This window comes from Flavobacterium sp. J27 (assembly GCF_004303025.1).
Taxonomy (GTDB): domain Bacteria; phylum Bacteroidota; class Bacteroidia; order Flavobacteriales; family Flavobacteriaceae; genus Flavobacterium.
Window position 1 is genome coordinate 164,485 of sequence record NZ_PJQW01000001.1, and the last position, 8,279, is coordinate 172,763.

Annotated in this window: 2 protein-coding genes and 1 pseudogene; all 3 read left to right on the top strand. The window is 29.4% G+C overall.

Features of this window, described 5'->3' with window-relative positions; all coding sequences use genetic code 11:
- Nucleotides 1-136: 136 nt before the first annotated feature.
- Nucleotides 137-595, top strand: a complete 459-nt coding sequence (locus tag CX675_RS00650; RefSeq protein WP_130733283.1) for a T9SS type A sorting domain-containing protein — start codon at nt 137-139, stop codon at nt 593-595.
- Nucleotides 596-598: 3 nt separating this feature from the next.
- Entirely contained in the window at nt 599-7,057 is a 6,459-nt protein-coding gene (locus tag CX675_RS00655) for an RHS repeat-associated core domain-containing protein (RefSeq protein WP_130733284.1), read from the top strand.
- 430 nt (nt 7,058-7,487) lie between these two features.
- Nucleotides 7,488-8,279: pseudogene (locus CX675_RS19960) on the top strand (hypothetical protein); the annotation flags it as partial.

The window sequence follows — 8,279 nt, forward strand, 5'->3', positions numbered from 1 at the left end:
TTTGCGCGCTAATTGCAACTAGTATTAACCAACTTATCACAGAGTATTATTTCTTTTATTTAAATTGATAAGGTTTTAACGTCTACTTAAAACTTTTCAATTACTTTTGCGCGATTTTTAAATTTATTTACTTTTTATGAAACCATTGTTTATTGTTTGTCTATTCCTAATATCTATTGTTGGTGTCACCCAAGTTCAAAATAGAATCAAATTTGAATATGATTCTGCTGGAAATCAAATTAAACGTTATGTTACCTTATCTTCTGCTAGAATTGCTTCAGATGATTCTATTATAGAAAAATTAGAAGATGTAAAGAAAGAAGATTTTCAAAAAGCTACTGCTAACGATGTTTTATCCTATTATCCTAACCCAGTAAAAGATGAGTTATATTTAAAATGGGATTTAGTAGATAATAACAAAGTATCAAAAATTGAAGTTTATGCTTTTAATGGTCAAGTTCTTCAAACATATTCTAACTTACAGAATGAAACAATTAAGACGATTCCATTCGCAAGTCAGCCAGAAGGAACCTATTTAATTCTTTTATTTTATACCAACAACGACCAAAAAGCAATCACTTTAGTTAAGCAATAGGCCATGAGAAAAATTTTAATTATAGTTTTTATTTTAGTTTCTATTCATTCATTTTCACAAGGAGAGCTTACAGATCCAGATGGAAATCCAATTGACCCAGCTACTATTACAGAATTAAATCCTCCTCTTTTACCTGGTGAAGTGGGTGTTACTGAAGGAAGCTTGTCGGTTTCTAATAATGGTATAGCAATGTATAATATACCAATATTGATACCACCAGGAATTAAAGGTGTCGAACCTAAAATTTCTTTACAATATAATAGCCGAAGTGGTAGAGGAATTGCTGGGGAAAACTGGAATATAGGTGGGGTATCTAAAATTTCTAGAATACCTTCTACAATATTTCATGATGGTATTTCTGATCCTGTTGATTTTGATGGATATGATCGATTTGCAATTGATGGACAAAGGCTTATTTTAAAAACAGGTGTATATGGTCAGGTAGGGTCTACTTATGAAACAGAAATTTTTTCTAATATTAAAGTATCTTTACTTTCTCAATCTTCTGGAGATTGTTTTAAAGCGGAATACCCCGATGGTAGTGTAGCCTATTATTCTAAATTAGGATCAAACGCGAATTTTAATCTAGATTGGGTTATTAGTCGATGGGAAAATGTACAAGGGTTGAAAATAGTATATAATTATAGTATAATTTCTATTCCTAATAATGGAATTACATATATTATAAATGATATAGTTTATGGTTCAACTAATTTACAAGGGATTAATAAAATTGAGTTTATTTACAAAAATAAAAATACGATTACAACTCATAAGTCATATATAGGTGGATATGAATTTCCAATGATGTCTCAAATTTTATCTCAAATTAAAATAAAAGGAAACGGTTCTTCTTATAAAAACTATGAATTGATACATGATTTGAATTCTTTTGGTTATGAGAGATTAAAAAGTATTAATGAAAAAACTGGTGATGAAACGAAAGTATTAAATCCGTTAAATTTTACTTATAGTAAAAACCAAGCTACACTTACACAGCAAATAAATTATAATACAAGAGGGCCTCGATTTTTATTTGATATTTTAAATACCAATTATATTAAGGGAGATTTTGATGGTGATGGAGAAATTGAAATTTTGACAGACTATAATTCTAAATTACATTTATATAAAATAGATAATAATAATGAGCTTACAGAGATTTATAATCAATCTGATAGTTATTCTTACTTAATTTCTAGATCTTTAGTTAGAACATTAGATAATGATAAATTATCGAATAAAGATTTATTTGTTTTAAAGGGTACTGGAGAGAATATAAACGGTCAAATATATAAAGGTATAAAAATTTGTTCTTATAATAATTTAACTAATACAATTGATGTCTTATTTGAAAAAAAAATAGACAATTATGGTTCAGATTATGGTTCAAATACATATCAATCCTTAAAGGATGAAGGTCAGGTTTATGAAAAATATTTATGGGGAGATTTCGATGGAGATAATATAACAGATGTTATTAAAATTAAATCAAAAGCAGGTTTAGTAAGAACAGCTTTTTGTAGCTTAAATCCTAATTTAGGGGATTATAGTGTTGATTCAGGAACTATTAATGTAGGCATTTCAAATTATACTTTTAATCCAGATAATTATAATGGTAATTTAACTATTACAGGTAATTCTTTAATAGAAGAAGGAGATTATGATGGTGATGGTAAAATGGATTTGTTTGTTTTTAAAGGTGCTCCTTACAATAAAATTGATATTTATTCTCTCATCAATGGCTCTTTTACTTTGGTCTATTCTACTAATTATACACTTCCAAGTAATTTAGAAGATAAGTTTTCAAGGAGTGATTATGTACCAGGAAGTGTAAAATATAAGGTGGTTTTAGGTGATTTTACAAATGATGGGAAATGTGATGTTTTTCTTCCAACTGATGGAAAAATATTAGAATCTACAGGAATAACTACACAAGTTTTTAATGAACAATTATTACCTTCTACTTTTATAAAACCTAGCGCACCTTTTACAGAAACATATTACATAAGTGATATGGATAATGATGGAAGATTAGACATTTTAAGAATTAAGCCTACTTTAGACTATGAGAGTACTACATCTTATCCTGTTGTAAATGTAGGTTACTCATCTACAGGGTATCCAGTAACGCAATCTGTAGCTCTTAATGGTTATAACTATAACTATGGTCTTGTGATAGATTTGTATAAAAGAGGGGTGTCTACTAATGTAGATAATTGGATAAAATATAATTTTAACAAAATTTTTAGAAGAGAATTCGGAGGAGTTGATAGTGATCCTAATGATGATAATAAATTTAACCAATTAATGTTACCATTATTTTCTAGAAAAAACAATAGTGAAACGACAAACGTAGATTTAGCAATATTGGGAACAGAAGGAATTTCCTATATTAACTTTAATAGTAACCAAGATCGACAAAATCTGATACACAGAATTGAACAAGTTAACGGGGAAAATAAATCTTTATATTATAGTTTTCTTGAAAACGATAATGGGGTTTATTTTAAAAGTACTTCTTTAGAAAGTTACCCATATTATAATGTATTAAATAATAAAAATATTACAGTTGTTTCCGAAATTAATGAAATAAATTCGATTGGTTTAAAAATAAAACAATACAAATATCAAGGTGCTATTTTTGATGTTTTAGGAAGAGGTATAAGTGGTTTTCAATCAAGTGTAGTAACGAATTGGTTTGTAAATAACGATGATATTATTTCAACTGTAAATAAGTTTGATTTTACTAAAAATGGAACAATAAAAGAAAGTTTTACAAAATTAGGTTTGCTAGAACCAAATTATGAATTATTAAGTTCAGATACTTTTATTTCAAAAACAGAATACAGTTATAATAATGAAGAAACAAATTATATAGAGCCTCTTTTACCTAATAAAGTATTTAAATTAACACAGACTAAGGTTGAAAACACAAATGGTCTTACAAATGTAAAAACCGAGACAAGTGTTGTGTATAACATTAATAATAGCCCTATTCAGTCTACTACAATTACTAAAAATGATTCTGCTACTGAACAAACTGTAGTAAGTAATTTTAATTATAATAGTACTTTATCTACACCTTATTTACTGGATAGACCTTCTAGTAAAACCATCACAGCAACTTTAGCATCTGGAGATATTTCTTCTTCTGAAGAAATTTATACTTATGACTCTAGTAAACCCAATTTAATTAAAGAAATCAAGAAAAGGGTAACTAATTCTGGAGAAACTAGCGAGTTTATTACAGAAACAAATGAATATGATATATATGGGAATATCATACAAAATAAAATTAGTGCGCCAAATTTAGCAGAAAGAAAGATTTCCTATGAATACGATACCACAACGCATCGATTTATGACTAAAAAAACAGATGTTGATAATTTAGTAACAGAATATACTTATGATATGAGTACAGGTAATGTGTTAACAGAATTGTTACCCTCTAATTCAGGCTTTCCGCTTATTACAACAAACTTATATGATAAATGGGGAAAAGTAATTAAACAAACTAATTACTTAGGAAAAAGTGAAAATTTTACTTATAAAAACACATATGGTGGAATTATTATAACTCAATCGGGTAGTGATGGTAGTAGTAGTAAAATGATCATGGATTCATATGGTAATACTTTGCATAAAGGGGTAGAACAAGCGAATACAAAATGGTCAGTAACTTCTATAGAATATAATATCAATAATCAGCCTGTTAGAATTTATCAACCTTATTTTGATGGAGAAGACCGATTCACTTGGGATGAAATAACGTATGATATTTACGGTCGTATTGAAAAAGAGAATCACTTGAAATCAGGACAAGGAAATGGAAAAGTAACAACTTATGATTATACAGGATTAATTACCACTGAATTTGATGGACAAAGAGCAAGAAAAATCACAAAAAATGCTTTAAATCAAGTGGTTACTTTAGAAGAAAACCCTGGAGTACAAGTTAATTATACTTATTTTGCAAATGGAAATTTAAAATCCACAACAAGTAGTGGAGCTACCACTACTATTTTACAAGATCCTTTTGGAAGGAAAAAGACGTTGATAGATCCTTCTGCAGGAACACGTCATTATACATATAATCATTTTGGAGAGTTAAAAGAAGAAGAAGTGGTTGGAAAAGGTAAAGTAGAATATGATATAGACGATTTTGGAAAAGTATTGGAAAAAAGGACTTTTGAAAATACAGTGTTAAGCGCTAGAACCTTATATACATATGATACTAAATCGAACCTAACCAATATAGGTTTTAATGATTTAATAAACAATAGTACTACTACTTACGAATACAAATATGACCCTTATTTTAGGATAGATTTTATAGAAGAAATTAATCCAGAATTTAAGTTCAAACATAAACTTGAGTATGATGGCTTTGGTAGAGCCTATCAAGAAAATTTTATTGCAACTAGTGTTTTAAATAATAAAGTATCTGATAGATGGATACGTAATAGTTATAAAAAAGGGTATAAAACAAGAATTCAAGACATGCCAGTTTATGGCTCTGTAGGAGTCACATTATGGCAATGCAATACATTTACAGCAAGTGGACAGCCTATAACCACTAATTTAGGAAATGGTACAGTTGTTACGAACACCTATGATATATATGGTTTTCCAACTGAGATGAAACATCAAAAGGGATTGACTAATATTATGACTTTAACCAATGAGTTTGATGTACTAACTGGTAATTTGAAAAAGCGAACCAATTCTATGTTTGGCTCATGGAGTGAAGACTTGTCTTATGATGCATTAGACAGATTAACAACATGGAGAGATGTTGCAGGTGTTCAAAATCAAGCGTATAACGATAATGGAACTATAAGCACTAATAAAATAGGTAATTATGCATATACTATTAATGGCAAACCATATCAAGTTTCAACAATCACACCTACAATGCCTTCAGCAACTTATGATTATTATGCTAATAGAATGCAAAATATAACATATAATGTTGCAAATAACCCAACAAGTATAACAGAAGCAAACGCAGAAAATATAGATTTTGTTTATAATGCTTTTGATGATAGAGCAATAATGTATTATGGAGGTCTACAACCCTTAAAACAAGATAGACCTTACCGTAAATATTATGCAGCTGATGGTTCTATGGAGATAAAACGAAACATAGCTTCTGCAGATGTTGAGTTTGTAACTTATATTGGTGGAGATGGTTATAATACACCAGTTGTATTAAAAAGTAACGGAACAACTCAAGAATACTTATATTTGCATAGAGATTATCAAGGAAGTATCTTAGGAATTACAAATGCAAATGGTGTCGTATTAGAAAAGAGAATGTTTGATGTATGGGGAACTTTAATACAATATGCAAATAGTAGTGGTGTAACTACTGTTCCTACAGTAAGTACAGCTTTATTGCTTGATAGAGGATATACAGGGCATGAGCATTTATTAGGAGTAAATGTGATTAATATGAATGGAAGAATTTATGATGATAAACTGCATCGTTTCTTTCAACCAGATAATAATATACAAAACCCCTTAAACGCGCAAAACTTTAACCGTTATGCTTATGTAATGAACAACCCTACCAAGTATAGTGATCCTACTGGAGAGTTTTGGCAATTTTTTATTGGAGCATTGGTTAATTCATATGTAGCAGGTTATCAAGCAAGTGGAGGGGAGTTTAATCCGTTTAAATGGGATTCTACAACTTGGGCAAATACTGCATTAGGAGGAGCTTCCTTTAGTGCTTCAAATATTGCCACTAATTATTCAAATAATTACATTGAAAATTATGATAACCCTCAAATTAGGCAAATTGAAGAACCTATGACTAAATGGACAGAGGAACTTTCAAGTGTTGATGAGTATGGGGTTTTAATAAACGATGTAGAAAAAAAATATGGTATTGAAGAGGGGCATGCATTTGCTTATTATAAAAAGGGGGAGAGATCGTATAAATCTAAATATTTTAACGCTTTATATAATTATTCTTTTTTAGAAGCTAACGCAAGAGCAACTGGTGATTCGGATGGTTTTACTTTATCTGCAGATGCATCTTATTTTAAACAAGGTGGTGAACTTAAATTTGGAAAACAAGGTTTTAATGGTAATGCTGGAGCTGATTTTGAATTTTTAAGTGCTTCAGCTGATCTTGCAGGTTATGCACATGGAGGAAAACAAGGTATCTATGGTTATGAAGCAAAAGCTAACATTGGGGCACAAGTTATAAAGGTTACTGGAAATTATGGTTTTACAGTTTTCGGTGCTAAATTTAATTTTTCATCGGAATTAACTGGATTATCTGCGCATGCAGGTCATGAATCAGCAATTTATTATGATACAAAAACTGGTATTTTTAGGCTTAATGATGCTGCAAATTTTGGTTGGATAATAGGTGGAGGAGGTGGAATTGATATAACAATTCCTTTTAAAGATTGGGGCACAGCAATACAAAACTTTCTTAAAAAATAATACTACTTATGAAAATATTTTTTTTACTATTAATTCTGATTTACGACTTTATATTGTTTAATGCATGTTTAAATGCAATAAATTCTTTAAAAAGAAAGGTTGTATTAATTTTTTTACATTTTATTGTATCTACTATTATAGGTTTTATTTATTATCAGTTTGTCAATGAGTATAAAATTGATACACCAGCATTTATAGTCTGCATCTATTTAAGTATAACTCCTTTATTTTTTTTAATTTCAAAGAATAGAAATAAAAAAATAATTGGAGATTTAATGAATAAGAATAATGCTAATTCATTTATAGATCAAAAGAGAACGCTTTTGATTTTTTTCGGGATTACTTTGGTCTTGCAGTTTGTAATATTATTCAACTATTAATTTATTGTTATATTTTTGGATTCACTAGTTAAATCACTTAAACGTAATATATGAAAATACTATTTTATAGTATAATCTTATTTATTACCACACTCGCTTTTTCACAACAAGAAGCGAGTGTTTGGTATTTTGGACAGAATGCAGGCATAAAGTTTGAAAGTAATGGCACCACCATAACCACACTTTTAGATGGACAATTAAATACGATTGAAGGTTGCGCTACTCTTGCAGATAGTAACGGAGATTTATTACTTTATACAGATGGGATAACGGTTTGGAATCGAAATCATAGTGTAATGCCTAATGGTACAGGTTTAATGGGGAATATTTCTAGTACACAATCAGCAACTATAGTACCTAAGCCCGGTTCTGCAAACTTATTTTATATATTTACCTTAGATGCATTTGCTGGTTCTCATGGGTTTCGATATTCTATTGTAGATATGACTTTAGATGGGGGTAATGGAGCTGTTACCGTAAAAAATGAATTGATTTATACTCCTTCTTGTGAAAAGCTAGCAATTGTTAAGCATGCAAATGATTCTGATTTTTGGGTTGTTACTCACGGTTGGAATAATAACACTTTCTACAGTTATTTATTAACAAATAGTGGTTTGAGTGCTACTCCAGTTGTAACTTCTATAGGAGTAAATGTAGCTTCAGTGAGTACTGATAATGCTATAGGTTATATGAGGATTTCTCCAGATGGTAGTAAATTAGCTTTAAACCATTATTATGATGGAATCCTTCAACTTTTTGATTTTAATACCTCGACAGGGATTCTTTCGAATGAGAATACAATTTATACTGCTCCTACAGGAAGTTTTTTATATGGATTAGAA

Bases quoted from the DNA above. Each gene is read 5' to 3' on its own strand.
- CX675_RS00650 (WP_130733283.1), top strand. From the start codon at position 137: ATGAAACCATTGTTTATTGTTTGTCTATTCCTAATATCTATTGTTGGT.
- CX675_RS00655 (WP_130733284.1), top strand. From the start codon at position 599: ATGAGAAAAATTTTAATTATAGTTTTTATTTTAGTTTCTATTCATTCA.